The organism is Paenibacillus senegalimassiliensis, assembly GCF_001486585.1.
GTDB classification, from domain to species: domain Bacteria; phylum Bacillota; class Bacilli; order Paenibacillales; family Paenibacillaceae; genus Fontibacillus; species Fontibacillus senegalimassiliensis.
In genome coordinates, this window is the sequence record NZ_LN909043.1 from 302,327 (window position 1) to 321,908 (window position 19,582).

21 protein-coding genes are annotated in these 19,582 nt (G+C 53.9%); 20 read left to right on the forward strand and 1 reads right to left on the reverse strand.

All coding sequences use genetic code 11. The features are described 5' to 3' along the window. Positions 1-14: 14 nt before the first annotated feature. On the reverse strand, positions 15-1,148 hold the full coding sequence (locus tag BN3279_RS05155; protein WP_059049559.1) for a YheC/YheD family endospore coat-associated protein: 1,134 nt from the start codon (positions 1,146-1,148) through the stop codon (positions 15-17). A gap of 226 nt (positions 1,149-1,374) precedes the next feature. Between BN3279_RS05155 and BN3279_RS05160 the strand changes: the two genes are divergently transcribed. The 20 genes from BN3279_RS05160 to BN3279_RS05255 all read left to right on the forward strand — a co-directional run bounded on the left by BN3279_RS05160 (position 1,375) and on the right by BN3279_RS05255 (position 19,558). Continuing rightward, positions 1,375-2,202, forward strand: coding sequence for a glycosyltransferase family 2 protein (locus BN3279_RS05160; protein ID WP_059049560.1), 828 nt, complete (start codon positions 1,375-1,377; stop codon positions 2,200-2,202). 100 nt (positions 2,203-2,302) lie between these two features. Beyond that, entirely contained in the window at positions 2,303-3,367 is a 1,065-nt protein-coding gene (locus BN3279_RS05165) for a glycosyltransferase family 2 protein (RefSeq protein WP_232436758.1), read from the forward strand. Next, positions 3,364-4,110, forward strand: coding sequence for a glycosyltransferase family 2 protein (locus BN3279_RS05170; RefSeq protein ID WP_059049561.1), 747 nt, complete (start codon positions 3,364-3,366; stop codon positions 4,108-4,110). Before BN3279_RS05165 ends, BN3279_RS05170 begins: the two co-directional genes overlap by 4 nt. A gap of 25 nt (positions 4,111-4,135) precedes the next feature. Further along, entirely contained in the window at positions 4,136-4,867 is a 732-nt protein-coding gene (locus BN3279_RS05175) for a sugar phosphate nucleotidyltransferase (protein ID WP_059049562.1), read from the forward strand. A gap of 39 nt (positions 4,868-4,906) precedes the next feature. After that, a complete protein-coding gene (locus BN3279_RS05180) occupies positions 4,907-6,112 on the forward strand; it encodes a GT-D fold domain-containing protein (protein WP_232436759.1) in 1,206 nt (401 codons plus the stop codon). A 15-nt stretch (positions 6,113-6,127) separates the two neighbouring features. Continuing rightward, the gene (locus tag BN3279_RS05185) at positions 6,128-7,426 is read left to right on the forward strand and encodes a glycosyltransferase family 2 protein (protein ID WP_059049563.1); all 1,299 of its coding nucleotides are present in this window, start codon (positions 6,128-6,130) and stop codon (positions 7,424-7,426) included. 90 nt (positions 7,427-7,516) lie between these two features. After that, positions 7,517-7,804 carry a nucleoside-diphosphate sugar epimerase gene (locus BN3279_RS05190; protein ID WP_082672943.1) on the forward strand — a complete coding sequence of 96 codons (288 nt, stop codon included), beginning with the start codon at positions 7,517-7,519 and terminating at the stop codon, positions 7,802-7,804. Positions 7,805-7,828: 24 nt separating this feature from the next. Next, positions 7,829-8,188 carry an alpha-helical endospore appendage domain-containing protein gene (locus BN3279_RS05195; protein WP_059049564.1) on the forward strand — a complete coding sequence of 120 codons (360 nt, stop codon included), beginning with the start codon at positions 7,829-7,831 and terminating at the stop codon, positions 8,186-8,188. Beyond that, a complete protein-coding gene (locus BN3279_RS05200; RefSeq protein WP_059049565.1) occupies positions 8,185-8,478 on the forward strand; it encodes a hypothetical protein in 294 nt (97 codons plus the stop codon). The genes BN3279_RS05195 and BN3279_RS05200 overlap by 4 nt, the downstream gene beginning before the upstream one ends. 12 nt (positions 8,479-8,490) lie before the next feature. Continuing rightward, complete coding sequence (locus BN3279_RS23560; protein ID WP_059049566.1) at positions 8,491-8,850, forward strand: hypothetical protein; 360 nt, start codon at positions 8,491-8,493, stop codon at positions 8,848-8,850. A gap of 680 nt (positions 8,851-9,530) precedes the next feature. Further along, positions 9,531-10,613, forward strand: a complete 1,083-nt coding sequence (locus BN3279_RS05210) for a CgeB family protein (protein WP_059049567.1) — start codon at positions 9,531-9,533, stop codon at positions 10,611-10,613. A gap of 29 nt (positions 10,614-10,642) precedes the next feature. Then, positions 10,643-11,764, forward strand: coding sequence for a CgeB family protein (locus BN3279_RS05215; RefSeq protein WP_059049568.1), 1,122 nt, complete (start codon positions 10,643-10,645; stop codon positions 11,762-11,764). Between the two features lie 90 nt (positions 11,765-11,854). Then, complete coding sequence (locus tag BN3279_RS05220) at positions 11,855-13,354, forward strand: glycosyltransferase family 4 protein (protein ID WP_232436760.1); 1,500 nt, start codon at positions 11,855-11,857, stop codon at positions 13,352-13,354. A 4-nt stretch (positions 13,355-13,358) separates the two neighbouring features. Continuing rightward, complete coding sequence (gene wecB, locus BN3279_RS05225) at positions 13,359-14,450, forward strand: non-hydrolyzing UDP-N-acetylglucosamine 2-epimerase (protein ID WP_059049569.1); 1,092 nt, start codon at positions 13,359-13,361, stop codon at positions 14,448-14,450. Then, positions 14,443-15,429: a polysaccharide biosynthesis protein gene (locus BN3279_RS05230; protein ID WP_059049570.1), complete on the forward strand. Its 987-nt coding sequence runs from the start codon at positions 14,443-14,445 to the stop codon at positions 15,427-15,429. Before wecB ends, BN3279_RS05230 begins: the two co-directional genes overlap by 8 nt. Further along, a complete protein-coding gene (locus tag BN3279_RS05235; protein WP_059049571.1) occupies positions 15,426-16,256 on the forward strand; it encodes a dTDP-4-dehydrorhamnose reductase family protein in 831 nt (276 codons plus the stop codon). The genes BN3279_RS05230 and BN3279_RS05235 overlap by 4 nt, the downstream gene beginning before the upstream one ends. Continuing rightward, the gene (locus tag BN3279_RS05240) at positions 16,249-17,187 is read left to right on the forward strand and encodes an NAD-dependent epimerase/dehydratase family protein (protein WP_059049572.1); all 939 of its coding nucleotides are present in this window, start codon (positions 16,249-16,251) and stop codon (positions 17,185-17,187) included. Before BN3279_RS05235 ends, BN3279_RS05240 begins: the two co-directional genes overlap by 8 nt. After that, a complete protein-coding gene (locus BN3279_RS05245) occupies positions 17,184-17,894 on the forward strand; it encodes a glycosyltransferase (RefSeq protein ID WP_059049573.1) in 711 nt (236 codons plus the stop codon). Before BN3279_RS05240 ends, BN3279_RS05245 begins: the two co-directional genes overlap by 4 nt. A gap of 129 nt (positions 17,895-18,023) precedes the next feature. Further along, positions 18,024-18,431, forward strand: a complete 408-nt coding sequence (locus BN3279_RS05250; RefSeq protein WP_059049574.1) for a hypothetical protein — start codon at positions 18,024-18,026, stop codon at positions 18,429-18,431. A 182-nt stretch (positions 18,432-18,613) separates the two neighbouring features. Then, positions 18,614-19,558: a glycosyltransferase family protein gene (locus BN3279_RS05255; protein WP_059049575.1), complete on the forward strand. Its 945-nt coding sequence runs from the start codon at positions 18,614-18,616 to the stop codon at positions 19,556-19,558. The last annotated feature ends 24 nt before the right edge of the window (positions 19,559-19,582 follow it).

Here is a 19,582-nt window from a genome sequence, read left to right on the forward strand (position 1 = left end):
GACTAGTGCCTGCTTCAGGTTGTCTTCGCGCTTCCCTTTCTCGGAGCTATCGTGCCCTTGGCAGGTTGGTCCAGCAAATAACGGGCGAAAGCCATCGGCCTACGATACGTATCCTTCCAAATGCTCTCCATCCCTGCCTTACGGAAGCCATAACGCTGATCGCGACCATTACATTCAATAAAATAAGGCCGTCCTTCCGGCGTTAGGCCGATATCTAGTCCCACGTCGGCGAGTAGGGGCAGACGGTCGGACAAATAGCGGCAGGTGGCGAGGGCCAGTGCCTCCACATGACTGAGCGCCGCCGGAACTAGTGCAGCTGGCAGTATCTGGGCCAGCACGTCCTCGGCTGGCAAGGCCTCGCCTCCCTTGGCAATATTGCAGACAAACCCTCCCTTGGGAGATACCTTGGCGAAACGCCCGGTAATTCCAAAGTCTCCGTGAATTCCCCGCTGTACCGTAACACGCAAATCTACGGGCCGTCCTTCATATTCGACCAACGGAATACGTTCCTGTACCAGGTAAGGCACACGTTCTAGTCTTCTTCTTGCCCACCCTGGAAGTTCCCCTCTTCTGAGTCTGGTTGTGATCCAGTCCCGGGGCCCTGTAGGGGAGGGGTAGATTAACGCCCAGCCTGCATCCTCCCGATATTGCAAGCGCATGATGCCATGACCTACCGAGCCGCGAATCGGCTTCAGGATCAGGTCCGGGTAGCGGGACATCATTGTAGACAAGCTCCTGGAGGTTAAGGGCATAGCTGCAGGAAGGTAATGGCGCAAATGCGGAGCGTTCCAGAGCAACCGGTGGATGGTATCCTTGCCATAGCGGTTGTTCACATTAAATACGGTGATTCCCATGGCCATCAGCTTACGGATCTTGTGTACTGCTTCGGCTCTGGGATACAGCGCACGATTATGAATAACTTGCGGCAATGGCAGCTCCTGCTTGCTGTAATCAATCCCGTTATATACATAGGCGATACAGCTTTCACTTGATAGATCGATATCAGCAAGACGCAGATAGCAGGGAGTCAGCCCATATTCTCGTGCGGTCTCTTCATATAATGAGAGCGATTCCTGACCGGTTCGGCGTGTGGGAATTCCCCGGTACATTCCCGTATTCAGCAATATTCCGACGTAAGTCTGACTCAAGAGACTTCCTCCTTCCTTGCTTCTTCCTCCAATCTATGATTCCCCGGGCAAAAAGCGTGGACGACTGTTCCGCGTCAGCCGCCTGTTTTACAGACGATTGCCTTGGCCCTTACTGTGCATTATTCCTTCACCAGAAGACGGTTGTACGTTTGCCGTTGCAACACCTCCTTCAGCACATACACTGTGGTATATGCTCCGGTATATCACGATTTGGGAGGAAAGCGATGTGGTCAAAACACGCAAGCTGCGCAGCCGACCGGCTCGAAAGCCGCTTCGGCGAAAGTCTCCGCTTCCGCGTTTGGTCAACCACGACGACCCCATAGTCTCCATTATTATCCCGGCTATGAATGAACGGGCCACGCTGGGGCGGGTACTGCGCGAAGCTGGTAAGGTGCACCCTCGCAGCGAAACGATTGTGGTGGCTAACGGCTCCACAGACGGCACGCCTGAATTGGCTGAGAAATGCGGTGCCCGCCTGATTCGCGTACCGGAGCCGCTGGGGCATGATGTGGGGAGACGGGTAGGCGCGGAAGCGGCTGCTGGTCAGGTGCTGCTATTCATGGATGCGGACATGGTGGTGCCGGCCAAGGAGCTTAGACCTTTCGTGCAAGCGGTATTGTCAGGGGTCGATATAGCTTTGAATGGTTATTCGGGACCGATACGCCGGCGAGAGGTTCATCCGGTCGTATTGGCCAAACATGTACTTAATGGTTTGCTACTGCGTGCTGATTTGAAGGGAGCCTCACTAACGGCAGTTCCACATGCCTTGAGCCGCAAGGCGTTGGAATGGATTCGGCCAGAGGCGCTGGAGGTACCTCCGCTCGCCTTGACCAAGGCCATCTTGCTGGATTTGAAGGTGCAGGTGGTCCATACGGTGGAGGTTGGCCGGTTGAATCCGGTGCGAGCCAGGCAAGAGGAGCGGGGCAAACGGGTTGATCCGTTGACCCGGCTCGTCGCCGGAGACCATTTGGAAGCGGTCGAGTGGCTAATTAAGCAGCAGGGAGCACGGGGCGGATATAGCGATCTGGGCCGACAGCGCGGCCGGGTGAGGTGAGATGAGGGTGAAGACAAAGCCAACAACAAGCCGTCAAAAGCATAAGAAGCATTCCCCATCGGGGAAGCGGCCTTCCCATCCGCGACCAAGGGCAGGCCGCATGTCCAGAGGAGCTAGTGCAAGTCGAAGCAAGTTACTTGCCCGGCGGAAGATGATTCGCTCAACAGCGGAGAGTCAGCGCGCGACCCGTCTGGCGCTCAGGGCCGGGGAAGCTGGTGCTCTTGCGGGGAGAGCCGCTCGGGAGAATCGGGGCAGCGAAGAGCTCTCCTTCCAGATGCAAGAAGGATTTCGGGAGTGGTATGCCCGGTACGCTCCGGCTGGTCTACCGATAAAAATTCTGTTACCCGCAGCCTTGGCTTACCACCGCGGTTATGCCAAGGCTTGCGGGGCGGAGGATTTGTGGATTCCCCTGCCTTTACAAGGCACCGTAACAGCGATCGTTACTGCCAGTAACGAAGAGAAGACCTTGCCTGCCGTATTGGCGGAGCTACGCAAGCTGCCTCTGCGAGAGATCATTATCGTGCTGAATGGCTGTGAAGACGGCAGCTTTGCTGCTGTGGATCAGGACCCGCGAATTACGCGGCTCAGCTTCCCGCAGCGACTGGGTCATGATGTAGGCCGGGCCGTTGGAGCGTCGGTGGCCTCTGGTGACATCCTGCTGTTCACCGATGGCGATATTTGTGTCCCTGCTGAGGAACTCGCGGCTTTTATCCTGGCGGTTGACCGGGGCGAGGACCTGGTACTCAATGATTTGACGCCTTATCTTCCTGCGTTTGCGGGTCAAGATGAAGTGACACGCTGCAAAGTGTTCCTCAACCACGCGCTCGGCCGTCCGGATTTGCGGGCTAACTCGCTGACCGCAGTGCCGCATGCGATGTCCCGCCGGGCCGTTCAGGCGGTGGGGACCGCGGCTCTGCTCGTGCCGCCCAAGGCGCAAGCGATGGTGCTTGCTCGTGGCCTTGCTGCAAGCGCACCGGTCTCCGTCGATGTCATCCGCAGCAATCGGGTCCGCAGCGGTAATAGCGGGGCGGGCAATGCGGTGGCGCAAATGATCATCGGCGACCATGTGGAGGCCTTGGGAGAAGTGATGAAGACGGAGGGCGTACGTCTAAGCTTTGCTACGCTTCCTCGCAACGAGCTTGCGAAAGTGAGGAATGCCAAATGAATGAAGCCGGATTGACCAGCATCATTATCCCTACTTATAACGGACTTCATCTGCTTGCTCCTTGCGTTGAGGCCATTCGTCGTTATACGGAGGTTCCCTACGAAATTATTGTGGTGGATAACGGATCTACTGACGAGACCGTCCCGTATTGTCTGCGAGAGCAGCTCATTTTGGTCGCATTGCCGCGTAATGAAGGTTTTCCCATCGCTGTGAACCGGGGGCTGTCTATCGCCTCTGGAGACCAGTTGCTTCTTCTGAACAATGATGTCACCGTCTCGCCGCATTGGTTATCCAATATGCTGAGAGCGCTAAAGAGCGCTCCCGATATCGGGATGGTAGGCCCGGTCACGAACTATGCCAGCGGGCGTCAGCAAGTGGAGGTTCCCTGGAAGGAAGGCGAGGACTTCATCCGGGTTGCACAGCGCTACAATCGCTCCGATGCTTCCCGTTGGCAAGAAGCCCAGCGTTTGATTGGCATGTGCTTGCTTATCAAGCGAGAGGTGCTGGCCCTGGTGGGGCTGCTGGACGAAAGCTTCTCGCCGGGGCATTACGAAGATGATGATTACTGCTACCGGGTACGAGAGGCAGGATATCGCTTGCTGATCTGCGGGGATACACTCGTACATCACGCCGGAAGCGCCAGCTTCAAGGCGCAGCACCCTGAGGGGTGGAGCGAACTGATTGAGCGGAACCGGCAGCGTTTTATGGATAAATGGGGCTTAGACCCCTGGCAGTTTATATAGCGATTACTTACTGGGGGGAGAGTTCATGAAAGGTGTGATTTTGGCGGGAGGCACCGGTACGCGTCTATACCCGCTGACCCGATTGATTAATAAGCACCTGCTTCCCGTCGGGAGCCACCCGATGGTGTGCTATGGCATAGAACGGCTGCGTCAAGCCGGAATCACTGATATTCTGATCGTCATCGGCAAGCAGTCTGCCGGGTTGTATGCCGATTTTCTCGGCAGTGGCGACAATTTTGGTGTTAATCTTACCTATCGGATACAGGATTCGGCGGGAGGAATTGCGGAGGCGCTTGAGCTGGCATTCGGCTTCATCCCGTCTGGCGAGCGGTTTGTGGTGCTGCTAGGGGATAATCTGTTCCTGGATGATTTGACACCCTTTGTAGAGAAATTCAAGCAGCAGCCGTCAGGGAGTGCGCGCGTACTGCTTAAGCCTGTGGATGATCCCCGCCGCTACGGAGTTCCGGTATTTGACACCGACAATCCAGACTTGATTGCATACATTGAAGAGAAACCCAAAAAGCCGAAATCGCAGTTTTCGGTGACGGGCATCTATATGTATGATGACGCTGTATTCGAAATCATTCGGGGCATTAGTCGCTCCGATCGCGGAGAATTAGAGATTACGGATGTCAATAATTGTTATGCGAAGGCAGGCAAGTTGGAATATGACGTGCTGCAGCTATGGTGGGGGGACGCCGGTACGCTCGAGTCGTTGCGAGAGGCCGGGGTTTACATGAAGGGCGTACTTCCATGACCGCTTAATTTTGACTTGATGTAGAAAGGAGGGCGGGCCATGGCGGTGCGGAGTTCATCGGGTAAAGCCACTCGCAAGGCACGCCGGCAAGCCGGAGGAAGAGGTGTGTCGCCTTCATCCCGTCGTAGCCTGAACAGTAATCGCAGTAAGGCAAGCGGCAGGAAGGGCGTAGGAAGAACGCTTGCCCGCCGCTTGCGTTCCCGGCGGGCGGCCTGGCGCCGCAAACGGGATTTACGAAGACGTACGCACATCCCGGCAGGCTCGACTGTTGCTGTCCCGCTAGAATCAGCAGTCTCCCGAGCAGCACTCCTGCCGATACTACCTCCGGTAGAGGAAGGGGCGTTGCCTCCGGGAATAGAGGATCGCTCTCCCGTCTCACCCGAGAGTACGGAGGCAGTGGAGTCCATCCGTGCCGAGTCTTATGCTCATGGACACCGGGAAGGCTTGTTCGAAGGTGGGGAAGCCAAGCTGGGCCGGTTGATTCCCCACCATACGATGCTGCCTGAAATCACGGTGGATGAGGTCATTGCTGCTGGGTTTGGGTCGTTTGCCGAATCGCTGTACCCGCTGCTCCCTGCACCTGCCGTATTTCAAGCAGCGGCAATCGCACTTCAGGAGGGGCGGCCGCTGTCCATCGTTCGCCTGGGCGATGGAGAGTTGCTTACGCTGGCGCATGGGACGGTAATCCCTACAGAGGATGCCATCCGCTGGGGGAGCTTCTTGCCTTATGCGGGTGTGCAATTGCCGGATGCTGGAGCGCGGGAAGCATTGGCGCACGCCGTTCGCTCGGCAGATATCATCGGCGTGCCCCAGTCCCGGCACCCGTCGTATCAAGGCTTGCTGTTCCCCGTGCTGCGTCATTACGGCATGGATTACCGCACGATGCAACTCACTACCTCAACGGTCAATTACGAGTTGAATGCCGGAGGGTACCTGGCACGGCTACTGGAAGGGCGACGGGTGCTGCTAATCGGCAATCAATCGCCAGAACTGGCAGATTGGTTAAGTCGACAGGGGATAGCCATCACGGGCTTGGTTGCCCCGGTTCAGGGCGTTGCTGATGTTGAGGCTGTTCTGGCACGAACCCGCGAGCAGCCTGATTTTGAGCTGGCTCTGGTAGCGGCAGGTGTAGCTGCGGTGATAATATGCACACGCCTCGCGACAGAGCAAGGCAAGCTGGCATTGGACCTGGGCCATCTAGCCGACAAGCTGATCCGTGGAGAGATGCTTCTAACACGGTTGTGAGGGGAGGATGAAAGGGTGAAGCAGGAGCAGGGCAAATATGCAAGCGGCTACGCAGCGGGGTATGCCCAGGGAATGGAGGAAGGCATTCGCTCGTTTGGCTCCGGGCTGAATGGCACAAGTATCATTATCCCTACGTACAATCGCAGGGATTTGCTGCTCCAGTGTCTGGACAGCATTGAGGCCTACACGCATTTGCCTTATGAAATCATTATTGTCGACAATGGCTCCGAGGATGGGACGGCAGAAGCGATCAGGCGTCGCCAGAGACCAATTCGGCTGACGGTGCATGAGCAGAACCTGGGGTTTGCTGGAGCTATCAACACGGGATTGATGATGGCGAAGGGCCAATATATCGTTCTGCTAAACAACGACGTGCTGGTGACAGAACGCTGGCTTGATCAATTGCTGTATTGCCTGAGCCAGCGTCCAGATGCGGCGGCGGTAGGTCCGGTTACGAATTATATCAGCGGCGACCAGCAGATTGCTGTACCCTATGGGGACGATATTGCCGCCATGCAGGTTTATGCTGCTGCACATAATGTTACTGATCCGGCTAAATGGCGGGAAACGGAGCGATTGGTCGGTTTCTGTTTGGCTTTTCCCCGTAGCACCTTTGAGCAAATCGGATATTTTGACGAAGGGTATGTCATTGGGAACTATGAGGATGATGATTGGATGGCGCGGCTGCGGTTGCAAGGGAAGAAGCAAGTAATTGCCGGAGATACCTTCATCCATCATTATGGCAGCATGACGATGAAGGGGTTGGGAGAACAAGGATTTGCCGAGGTCAATACAAGGAATCATGATTTTTTTGCCGAGAAATGGGGCGACTTGCAGTCCTTGTATTTGCGTATGCCCGGCTGGCGTTCGTCAGGCGCTCTTCGATCTGCTGATTTTTTCCCGAGTGGAGTCTGTGTCAAGGGGTGGAATTCCACGGTGTATTGGTTGGAGCACGGTGTTCGCCATCCCTTAGAAGGAAATGGAGCGGAAGGGATGGGCTCCCCGCCGACAAGGCTAGCCGTCACGGACCTGCTGCATCTTCCGCGCGGAGCAGGGCGTTCGATGCATGAAGTGTTAGCTCTGCGAGCGAGTCAGGCAGCACAGCCGGGGCAGGAAGGAAGCGTTACCCGCGCCGGAGACGGGCGCTTATATCAGCTTGACCGTGGGCAACGCCGCGAGGTCACATCCGAATATGCCTGTCAGGCCTGGGGTCTTACGGTGTCAGGGGAAATCGCGGGAACGCAGTGGTTGGAGCAGTACCCGGAGGGGCTGCCCATTCTCCCGCCTCTCAGACTGTTAAACGATGATTTATAGGAGGATTCCCCAGGAACGCGGCGGTTTGCAGCGGCATATGCTAATGCAGGGTACCAAGCTGGGCAGTCCGTCCATAGAGGAGGAATCAGGGTGGAGCAGAAGATAACGGAAATCATTGTTCATATGGCCCACTCTCACCAGCAGATGGCGCGAATGATCGATGCCGAGCGGCAGGTTGCGGTACGTATGGCGCAGATTGTCCACGGCATTCCGGATGCGGGGCCGGCCTTTGCTGGCATGTCTGGCGTGCTGGAGAACTCAGGCCGCGTCAACAAGAGTGTCATCTCTTATTTGAATGCGATAGCCGATCTGGAAGAGGCCATGGCCGAGAACCTGGGTTATGTAATGAAGGAATTGAAAACCCATGACGAAGAGTAATGCCAAGAAGCGGGGTATGATGCCATGAGCAGGGAACAGGCCTATCTGCACATGTTGGATGCAGCCGCCAAAATACAATGGAACATTGCAATGATTTTGGAGGCGAAGGCGGTCGAAGCGGAGAAGGTGCGCAACTGGGTGCTCAATCATGTGGTAGAGGCCAATTTTGACGATCATGAGAAGCAATTATCCGACCCGCTGGACGTTCATGAGCAGCTTGTGGAAATGGTTGAAGGGTTAACCAAATTGCAAAATGGGCTGTACAGCAATCTGAAAACGGTGCTAGCTACCGAGGACGAAGAAGCGGGTGGTGACGGCGACCTGGGCGGTGGTTTCGGCGGTTTGTTTGGCGGTGGATTTGATCTGGAGGATTCCAGCAAATGAGGTTGCCACTAGAACATCACGAAGCAGCCAAACTTCGGCTGATCGACTCGATTAGCCGAAGCCAGGTCGCTATGGCTCGCATTCTCGGCAGTCTGGCCGAAGTAGCGGAAGGGTCGCCGGAAACCGCCCGGCACCTTGCCGCCAATATCGAGATTTTGACGAAGCATCAGGAAGCGATGGCCCGTACCGTCTGCGGGTTGACTCTCCATCGCGTCAATTATGGAACTCCTTCATCGCCGTGGATTAAGAACACTTGCTATGCAACTCACGATGTTGCCCGAGGAGAATAGGAGGAACAGGTAATGGCCAAAACGAAATCCCGGCGCACCCGCCGGGTGAAGCCGCGTGTGATGAAGAAAGGACGCCCGGGGAAGAAGCGTAGATTATCTTTAAAGCGGGGCAGAAAGATCGGTGTTGCTCGCCGCAAGCGCAGTAAGCTACGTCCGGCACTACGCTTGCGCCGCCGGAAGAGTAAGCTGAGACGGCGTCGTAAGGGGCTGGCCCGTCGCCTTCCTGTGAAGGAGCCCGTTCCAGTTGATCCTGCCACCGAGGATGCCAGTTATAATCAGGCATATAATGATGCTTATCAGGAAGGCTTCAACGGAGGTTTTGCCCAAGGCTTCGAGGACGGGCATAAGCTAGCCTACAAGGAACAAGTCTAGTCAGGCTGTTGTTTGCAGCACATATAAAGCATCAGTTCGAGGCTACCAACCGTTTATGGTTTGGTAGCCTTAGCCATGTAGAATCGTTTTATTTCTATTTTTGGGGAATCACCTTCCTATTATAGGGAAAAACTCCCGCTAAATCGCTCATATCCACCAAAATTGGAGCTTTATATGGAATTCCTCATGCTAATTATTATGAAATAGCCCATTTTTGGGAAAAAGCCCAAAATGAACATGAGAATTTCCCGCTATATGTGATATTTGGTGAAATACAGACGAATTAGCAGGAGGATTTCCCGTTAGAGGTATATTGCAGCTAAGGCATCAGTATCAAAAACGGTAGCTGCACAGCCTGTATCAAATAAAACATTATGTAAAACGACGTAGCGGTCACTTTGGGTTACAGTCAAAGAAACAATAGGCAAGTAGCCACTCCAGGCTTCTTGTGGATTGTCGTATTTTGTATAACAGCCATATCCTCTAGTTGACGTACATGGTTGCTGGAGCTTCCGTATTCATGGAAGCTTTTTTGTTGTTATTTTGACCAAGAGGGCATTCGCCAATTTATCAGGCGGGCGGGTAGTCGTCCATGATGCACGTGCCCCCTCAGCATATATTTATTAAGACCCAGGAAAAACGCATAGTTTGAATCCAAAAAGATAGGATGAAGAACTTTGATGAAGGATGAGGAGAATCACACCGGTGATGCTTATTCAGCCGGGTACGGCGAGGGGTATCGTTATGGCGGCTGTCAGGCCGTGCTGCAGCGGGTATCTCCTGCTGGCTGGCCCAGAATGAATTTGCGGGTGCTGTACGTTCCACAGGGATTCGAAGCTATTGACGAGGGAGTTAAGGAAGCACTGACGGAGCTGACGGATCAGTGTATTGTAGCTTCCCCGGAGACTATGGTGCAGGAAGCGGAGCGCTATCGGCCGGATCTGGTGCTGGTCATGAATTCACTACATGTATTCCCTGCGGATCATCCCCAGCAGATGGAACGAATCCGCAGCATGGGCATTCGCACGGCCGTCTGGTTTGTCGACGACCCCTATTTTACCGACGACACGGTGGCTTTGGCTCGTAGCTATGACGTTATCTTCACCCATGAGATCGAATGTGTGTCCTTGTACCGTTCCATTGGATGTGCCGAAGTGCATCATCTTCCACTGGCTGCCAATCCAAGGTTATTTCGCCCTGTACCGGCGAAGCCAGAGCACCGCTATGATGTCTGTTTTGTCGGGAATGCGTTCTGGAATCGCGTCGATTTGTTCGAGCGCTTGAGCTCCTTTCTCCAGAACCGTCGTGTCTTGATTGCAGGTTGGCATTGGGAACGCATGCCCCATTTCCAGGAATTATCGCCCTGGATTCGGCAGGGATGGCTTCCACCGGAGGAAACCGTCAGCTATTACAATGCCGCCAAGATTGTGCTGAACATTCACCGCCCAACGGAGGCGGGGCAAGACAACCGGAACGGTCGGAATTTATCTGGCGGGTCCATCAACCCCCGAACCTATGAAATTGCCGGTTGTGGCGCATTCCAGATTACCGATGTTCGCGATGAGCTCACGTCCTACTATCGTCCCGGATATGATATTGAGACCTTCCATAACGCGGAAGAACTGGAATCGAAAATCAGCTACTACCTGGAGCATGAGGATGAACGGCGACTTATGGCCTGGCGCTCTCTCTGGACAACAAGACACGCACACACGTATACGAACCGGATTGGCCGACTTCTGGAGGCGGCGATGAGAAATTAGCTTGGGACTTATAAAAAAGGAGTGACATTATGCTCACAGAGCAAGCGGCAGTACATGTCAATCAAGTGTTGACTTCGGCGGATAGAGGGAGAGCAGACGGACTGGTAGCCGGATTTGATGAGGGATATCTCAGAGGCAGGGCTAATGTGATCGTAAATCGGGAACGTCCCGCATTTCCGGTTCGGCAGAAGCGAGTGTTGTACGTAGGATCGGGTAAGGGCTTTCCCTACTCTCCGATCGATGAAGCCATTACCACCACGTTGCGAGACTTAACATCCGAACTGATTGTTGCTACGCCTAGCGATTCCATCCCGCAATTAGCGGCATTGCATACGCCCGATCTTGTGCTGGCTCTCGATGGTCTGGAATTACCGACGGACTACATCGATGCAGTACGGGCAATGGGAATTCCCACAGCTATCTGGTTCACCGACGATCCTTATTATACAGATATGACGGTTGCCATAAGCCCGCACTATGACTATGTATTTACGCTGGAACGCAATTGTCTCGAACCTTACCGGGCAGCGGGCTCCCCCAATGTGCATTATTTGCCTTTTGCCGCCTATACAGACCATTACCGCCCTACACTGATTCAATCACCGATTCGGCGGAACCTAGGGTTTATTGGCTCCGCGTATTGGAACAGAGTTCATTTTCTGCGTCCAGTCATGCCTGCATTGGCGGAGCAAGGGTTGATGATTAACGGAATCTGGTGGGATCGTTTGCCGGAATTCTCTCAATATGCCGATCGGATCGAGCTTGGCAAATGGATGGGGCCGGTAGAGACGGCGGAGGTTTATAGCGGAACCAAAATTGTGCTTAACCTTCACCGTTCTCCGTTTGAGGAAGACGTTAACCACAACGGGGCGGGGATTCTGGCAGCATCACCTAACCCGAGAACGTTTGAAATCTCAGCATGCGCAACGCTGCAATTGGTGGATGCGCGGGATGATTTGGCAACCTTCTATACTCCGGGCGTGGAGATTGAGACCTTCTCGACAGCGGACGAATTAGTGGATAAGGTGCGGTTCTATCTGACCCATGAGAAAGAGAGACGGGAAATTGCGCTGCGGGCACTTGACCGGACCCTTCGGGATCATACCTATGCCAACCGGTTGAATGACATGCTGACGGTGATCTTTGGATAACGGAATTCCCCCATTAAGCCGGACTGAGGCATGAGCTGGTTTGTGGGGGAGCCGTCTGCTCACATCAATCAAGCGAAGGAGAGGGCGAGGGTGCCGGGGAAGAGAAAATTGCTGTTGTTCTCGCATGTTTGCAATATCAGGAATGTAACAGGGGCCGAGAAGCTGCTGCTCTTCTGTGCCAGGAAGCTACAGGCCCACTACGATTGCACGATCGTGGTTCCCCGGCAGGGGAGCCTGACCGTGCTGGCAAAGCGTTATGGAATACGTACGATCATTTGCGATAACGGACTGCTCTACGGAATGTGCTCCCCGCATGCGGGATTGTCAGGTCTCGCCTCGGCTGTAGCCTGGAGCGAACCGGTTCGGCGCACGGTTGATTTGCTCTCCGGGGAGCGTCCGGATCTGGTGCTGGTGAATACCAGTGTGAACGTCTCCCCGGCGATCGCGGCCAAGCAGCTTGGCATTCCCGTGGTCTGGCAGATTACCGAGGTCATCGCGCAGAACGATTATACGGCCGAGGCAGTCAGCATTATTGATCGGTACAGCGACCTCATCATCGGCATTTCCCAGGCGGTACTAAATCCGTTCCGGGGAAGTACGGCGGAGAACAAGACGATGCTGCTGTACCCCTCCTGGAACCCGGAGGATGTCCACCCGGAGGCGTGGCCCTCCCAACGGCAACATAAGCGGGGATTATGGAAGGTGAAGCCGGCGGAGCGGCTGGTAGGCTATATCTCCTCGTACCTGATTCCGGAGAAGGGGGCCGATCATTTTCTGCGAGCGGCGCTAACGTTGGCGGATTCATTCAGTGATACAAAATTTGTGATGATCGGCGCTGAAATTCACCATGAATTTTACCGCAGTTTGCAGGATATGGCTGCGGCTTCTCCTTATCGGGACCGATTCATATTCGCTAACTTCGAGGATCAGATTGAGGCTGTATTTGCTGCACTGGACCTGGTCATCGTCCCGGCCATTGCTCCAGAAGGCTTTGGACTAACGGCGCTGGAAGGGATGTTCTTCGGCAAGCCGGTTGTGGCCTACGCTTCGGGAGGGTTGAAGGAGATTCTGGAGGCAACGGGCAATGCCCCTTATTTGGCAGCGACCCGTGATTCGGAGGAACTTGCGTCCAGAGCAGCGCAGTTATTATCTTCGCCAGGACTGGCGGAAGAGGTTGGACAGAGCAACCGGATTCAGTCCGAGGCGGCCTTTGGGCCATCCGCTTATGAAGGCAGATTACTCGGATTAGTAGAGCGAATGAATGGCTTGCACGGTAGCGTTGTTCCGTTACCTGAACGGCAAGAACCCCCGTTAGATGAACTGGGGCTTCGCGCTATTGAATCGGGAGCCAAAGAATCTGCGGGCAATAATCGTACCTTATCGGGCAAGGGGAGCCGGCGTAGCAGGAGCTTCAAGCGACGGAGAGCCTTGAAGAAGCAGCGCCGAGGCAAGGGCAGTGTGCAGCGGGGGATAACGGCCCGCCGCAAACGAAGCCGGAAAGGAACGGAGCGGCATGCGGCTCGGCGGCGCAGGTCTTCCAGTATAGCATCCAGACGTAGAAGCAAGCGTCATAAGTCTGCAAGGAGATGAGAATGTGAAGATCATGACGATACTCGGGACTCGGCCGGAGATCATCCGGTTAAGCCTGATCATACCTTTGCTTGACCAGTGGGCCGACAAGCACATCCTGGTCCATACGGGACAGAACTTTACGGCCAGCCTGAGTGATGTCTTTTTTCAGGACTTGGGCCTGAGACAGCCCGACTATGTGTTTCAAGACCATAAAACAACCCTGGGCACCCAGCTTTCGGCTATGTTTGCTCAGATGGAGCAACTTCTGGATCAGGAGCGACCGGACCGGGTGCTGCTGCTGGGGGATACCAACAGCGCGTTATGCGCAGTTCTGGCTGAACGGCTGGGGTATCCTGTCATCCATATGGAAGCGGGCAATCGCTGCTTTGACCTCGATGTTCCGGAGGAGAAGAACCGGAAGATTATTGATGCCGTGTCCACGATTAACATGCCATACACCCCCCAAAGCAAACAGCATTTGATTGCCGAGGGTGTGCCGGGACGACGTATCGTGCTAACGGGCAATCCCATTTATGAAGTCATGCAACATTATGATTCTCAGGTAGAGGCTAGCGACATTTTGACGCGTCTGGGCCTGAGCGAGCGAGCCTATTATCTGGTTACCGCCCACCGGGCAGAGAACGTGGATCGGCCAGAGTCGCTGCATGCCATTATGGAAGGGCTGAACAAGGTGGCAGAGGCCTCTTCGCTACGGATGATTTGCAGTATTCATCCCCGTACCCGGTCGCGCATTGAACGGGATTTGAAGCTGAAGATGCATCCCCTTGTAGAATTTTATGAGCCCTTTGGATTTTTTGATTTTGTGAAGCTGGAGAAGCATGCTCTCTGTGCGTTGACGGACAGCGGCACGGTGCAGGAGGAATGCTGCATTATGCATGTTCCCACAGTTACCATCCGCCGGACTACGGAGCGCCCGGAGACGGTGGATTGCGGCAGTAACGTCGTATCTGGCGTAAATGCAGAGGCCATTGCAGCTACAGCCAAAATGATGGCAGGAATGGAACGCTCATGGCCGTATCCTGACGGCTATCTGGAGAAGAAGGTTTCGGAAAAGGTGGTCAAATTCGTACTTGGAGGGAAACTGAATGTTTAAAGACCAAGTCATTCTCGTGACCGGGGGAACGGGCTCATGGGGCCATGAGCTCATTCGGCAATTGCTGCCTCAGCAGCCGAAGGAAATCATCGTATATTCTCGCGGCGAAGCGGCTCAGGTAGCCATGAGCCGTGCCTTTGACGATAAGCGGCTGACCTTCCGTATTGGAGATATCCGCGATAAAGAAGCGCTGACTGCGGCTTGCCGTCATGTAGATATCGTCTATCACCTTGCCGCTTTGAAGCATGTCCCTGTTTGCGAGGAGCAGCCTGGCGAGGCCTTGAAGACCAATGTGGTGGGCACGCAAAATGTTATTGAAGCTGCGATTGAGAACAAGGTGAAGAAGGTTCTGTACATCTCTACCGACAAGGCTGCCAATCCATCCAACTTCTACGGCATGACGAAGGCCATTGGGGAGAAGCTGATTGTGTATGCCAATCTGATTCAGGAAGAAACGAGATTTGTATGCGTTCGGGGCGGCAATGTCCTTGGAACCAACGGCAGTGTTATTCACTTATTCAAGCAGCAAATTCGGGAAAGACGCCAAGTTTCAATTACGGATATGGAAATGACGCGTTTCTTCTTCACAATGCCCGAGGCTATCCAACTGTTGTTCAAAGCCTCACGGGAGAGCGTCGGCGGTGAAATCTTTGTGATGCTGATGCCAACGTGCCGAATTGTCGATCTGGCCCAGGTCATCATCGAAGAGTCCGGAGTACCCGGGGTATCTATGGTAGAGTTCGGCGTCCGCCCGGGAGAAAGAATTCACGAGTTGCTGCTCAGCGAATATGAAAGCCGGACGACCGTGGTCTATGATGATGAATATTTGGTCATTCTCCCTGCGCTGGAGATCGCCGGCTTGCAGGAACGTTATGGCGACCTGCCTGGCGTGACCTTCGGTGAGTTAAGTTCCGAGCATCATCTGATGGATAAGGAAGCGATCCGCGGCCTGTTGGCCAGAGGAGGGTTCCTTTCATGAAAATACTGATCCTCGGGGGCGCCGGCATGGCCGGCCATGTCCTCGTTCGATATTTCCGCGAGCAAGGAAAACATCAGGTCTTCTACACTTCCCGAGATTCGGGAGATGCCGAATCCTTGATCCTGGATGTGACGGATACCGTGGCCGTGGATTATGCCGTTCAGGTGGTTCGTCCCCAGATCATTATCAACGCCGTCGGGGTTCTCAATCAGTTCGCTGAGCAGGACAAAATCGCAGCTTACCATATTAATGGCTTCCTGCCCCATCGATTACGTCATTTGGCCGACAAGACAGGAGCCAGGCTGATTCACATTAGCACCGATTGTGTGTTCAGTGGAGCTCGCGGACATTACCGTGAGGATGATCCGCCTGATGGAACTTCTATGTATGCGGTGACCAAAATGCTGGGCGAAGTCCATGATCAGGGACATTTGACCATTCGCACATCTATCATTGGCCCGGAAATTCGCGGACATGGCATTGGCTTATTCCATTGGTTCATGAGTCAGGAGGGGAAAGTCTCCGGTTATCGGCGCGTTCCCTGGAACGGTGTAACCACCCTGCAACTGGCCAAGGCTATAGATCAATTGATGGACCAGCCGGTATCCGGGTTGATTCACCTCGCTCATCCAGAGATTGTGAGCAAATATGAAATGCTTCAGCTCTTCAAGGAGATTTGGGGTAAAACAAATGTGGAAATTGAGCCGGAGGATGGTCCTTCTCTAGACCGGACACTGGTGAATACGCGGACCGATGCCGCCGTTCCGCTCCCTTCCTTCCGCCATATGCTGGAGGAAATGGCGGGTTGGATGAATCAGCATGGCTGATCAAGCTACTATTCTGATTACCGGAGCGGCAGGATTCACCGGACAACATGCTTGCCGCTGGTTTGCGGCCCAGGGATACCGGGTCTTCGCCTCAGTTCGAAGCGAAGCCGGACTTCCCGGCGGTTCCGGTGTTAGCTATTACCCATGCGATCTGACCGATAAGCGGCAGGTCAGGGAGATGATATACAAGCTTCGGCCTGAATATGTTCTTCATCTTGGTGGGAAAAATTCAGTACCTGCTTCCTGGGACCATCCACTCCTGTACGTGGAGAGCAACTTGATGACTACGCTGCATGTGCTTGATGGCTTGCATGCTGCCGGACTGGAGCACACTCGCGTGCTGGTAGCTGGCTCGCGGCTCAAATTTGGACTAGGCAATCAGGGCGCTGCCACGCACCCTTACGGGCTGAGTAAGGCGCTGCAAGAAGCAGCAGCGTTGGCTTGGGGAGAACTGTTTGGGCTCCACGTGATGGTTGCGGAGCCAGGGAACCTGATTGGTACAGGGCCTTCGACAGGGGTCTGTTCCTTGTTGGCCCGCTACATTGCCGGGATTGAGCGTGGAGAGGAGCTTCCTCCCTTCAAGCTGACAAAAGGGGATGAACGGCGGGACTTTCTGGATGTGCGAGATGCAGTGAATGCCTATGAGATTTTGCTCACCCAGGGCATTCCCGGCAAGATCTATCCAGTATGCTCTGGTCAGGAACACAGCCTGTCGGAACTGGCTGAAGTCTATGCCAAGCTGACACCCGCGACGCTGGATCTTCGCGTCTCACAGCCTGCCTTGAAGAGTCCCGTGTCTGCATCTGGATCAGCATCAACCGTTGTTCCGCAATCTCTGTGGGACATGGGGTGGGAGGCGGCTTATTCCTGGGAACAGTCCCTGACGGATATACTGAACGATTGCCGTGAGGAAGGGAGAGCTAGGTCATGAATCCGAGAGTAAGCATCATCATTCCGTTCTATAACTGTCCTTATATTGAGCAAGCCGTTCAAAGTGCGTTGGATCAGAGTTATACAAATATCGAGGTCATTGTCGTGGACGATGGCTCGACTCAGCATGCAGAGCGCCTGGCTCCATACCGGAGTCATATTTACTATCTGGGCAAAGCCAATGGCGGAACTGCCTCGGCCCTGAACCACGGCATCCGCCATGCCTCAGGCGATTATGTTGCCTGGCTTAGCTCGGATGATAAGTTTCATCCTGACAAAGTTGCCGTTCAGCTTCAATTCATGCAAGCGCGAGGTGCGGCTATTTCTCATACCAACTTCAGTTATATCGACGAACATAGTCAGGTGACCCAGCATGGAGCGGGAATGCCCCCTATGGAATTAAATGTCTTGCTCCACACGTTTCTTGGCGGTAATCCCGTGAATGGCTGTACGGTGATGATGCATCGCAGTCTGGTGCAGCAAGTAGGGATCTTCGATGAACAGTTGCCGTACACCCATGATTATGACTTATGGCACCGGGTGCTGTTATCTCGCACTGCCTTCCCCTATGTTGAAATTCCGCTTACTTTCTATCGGAAGCATGGAGGCATGGGGACCTTACGCCACCAGAGTGCTATTTCCGCAGAAATTCAATTCCTCCAGGATCGCTACAGAGCGGCCTTAACCCATCTCATCGCTACCTCCTAAAGTCCATGAAGCAGGTCATTTGTACCCGAATAGCAGAAAATGAGCAGTTACCTTGAGGAAGTTGTCTATACGAAACACGCTCTTCAACCATAACCTGAAATAGATTACAAGAAGGTGGTGAATGAAGAGATGGGTGTTTTTCTTGATGCCAGAAGCTCCGTGAACTCCAACCAGCCTGGGTTCCCCGGGACTCCACTGTCCGATACCCCGGCACTGTTTGGAATCATCGGTTTGCAGACGCAGAACGTTCCCAATCCAATCGTAATTCTGCAAGGGATTATCGGCATATTGGGGGACGTTGGAGACACATTTACAATTGATATCGTCCGTGGGGCGACGTTTGCTCCTGCCAATGTCATCTTTAGTCTGGACGGGGTCGTGACCAGTGCAACTTCCACGCAGGTAACGTCATTCGTTGCTGCCGACCTGCTTGCTCCGGCGGCACCGGAAACGGTTTACACTTCCTATATTTCTGGAGCAACAACCGCTATTCGTAACGGCCCAGAAGCCTTTACGGGCATTGCCCAGCAAGGTTAACGCAAAACAGAAAACCTGCCTCGGGTTTGACCCGGGGCGGTTTTCGTCTAAATGAAGCAGCCCTGCTGCTAAAGTGAAAGTTCAAAAAGTCAGGTTTTCAGCCCGAATGTACTTCCTGACCCACTTCGTGATCAAAAGATGACTTTTTGAACAACCACTATGATAGAAAAGGGTTGGATGGCATGAACCGCTTAAAGATACTGTTCATCACCCGAGATTTCAGCAAATACCTGGAACGTAATTTCTATTACATGCAGATGGAACTGCAGAAGCAAGTCTTATTAACTGTAGAACATCGAGGTGGAAATCTTGGGGAAATCGTTCGACGCATGCCCGCTAAGCCTGATTTTGTTCTATTAAATGATATGTTCCATGCTGCTTATTGCCCTCCTGTTCAAGGACTCGCTCAGCTAGGCATTCCCTGGGGCATGATCATGCATGATCTTCATAGCAAAGTGGAGCAGCGCCGGGAATTTCTACTGCGGTTCCCCTCTTCGAATATATTCACGATTTATCAGCAGGCTTTCCGTGAGCGTTATCCTGAATTCAAGGGAAATCTGCACTGGCTTCCGCATTTCGTTGATCCAGTTGTATTTCGAGACTACCAGCAGCGCAAGCGAATCGACATTCTGCTGATGGGAGCCACCAACCGGAAGGTCTATCCGTTGCGACACGCCATCAAGACATCATTGACAGCAAGACCTGGCTTCGTTATTCACGATCATCCCGGTTATGTGGATTTTGCCTCTGATGCCAAGGCACGGGTTGCCCGCAGCTTTGCCGTAGAGGTGAACAGGGCCAAAATATTCATGACCTGCGACTCCATATACCGTTATCCTCTACGAAAATATTTCGAGGTGCCGGCTTGTCATACCTTGCTGCTTGCACCCGAGAACCCGGATTTGATTAAGCTGGGCTTTCGGCCTGGCGTTCATTATGTTGCAATTACGCCACGGGATTATCTGGCCAAAGCCAATTTCTATCTTCATCCTAACAATGAGGTTTTAAGGAACAAAATTAGCCACCAGGGCTATGAATTTGTCAGAGAGCACCATACGACGGCCACTCGAACCCGTGAGTTGCTACAGATGATTCGTTCCATCATCGCCAACAGGAAGATGTCGTAACGTCTGCGGGCAGTATGACCGGTT